The following is a 239-nucleotide window of genomic DNA, read 5'->3' as shown; positions in this document are numbered from 1 at the left end:
CCATGCCTCTGGATTAATGGGTTCGCCCACGGACCCTAAAAGACGCAAGGATGTTCTTTTCGAGCGTTCAACAAATGAATTGCCCGCACCCATTAAGGCGCGAATAGCTGTTGGTGCGGTGTAGAATATATTGACTTGATGTTTATCGACAATTTCCCAGAATCTGCCGTTGTCGGGAAAGGTTGGTGTGCCTTCAAACATTAAAGTAGTAGCAGCGTTGCAAAGAGGACCATAAACCA

The 239-nt window shown here is 46.4% G+C and carries 1 protein-coding gene; it reads right to left on the bottom strand.

What is annotated here, in order from left to right; genetic code table 11:
- A partial coding sequence (locus ACFINS_RS11180; RefSeq protein WP_375706310.1) for an AMP-binding protein occupies positions 1 to 239 on the bottom strand: 239 nt, incomplete at both ends.

The sequence above is a fragment of the Bartonella sp. AA2SXKL genome, from assembly GCF_042197205.1.
In the GTDB taxonomy this organism is placed as follows: Bacteria; Pseudomonadota; Alphaproteobacteria; order Rhizobiales; family Rhizobiaceae; genus Bartonella.
This window is presented reverse-complemented; position numbering and strand designations above follow the sequence as displayed.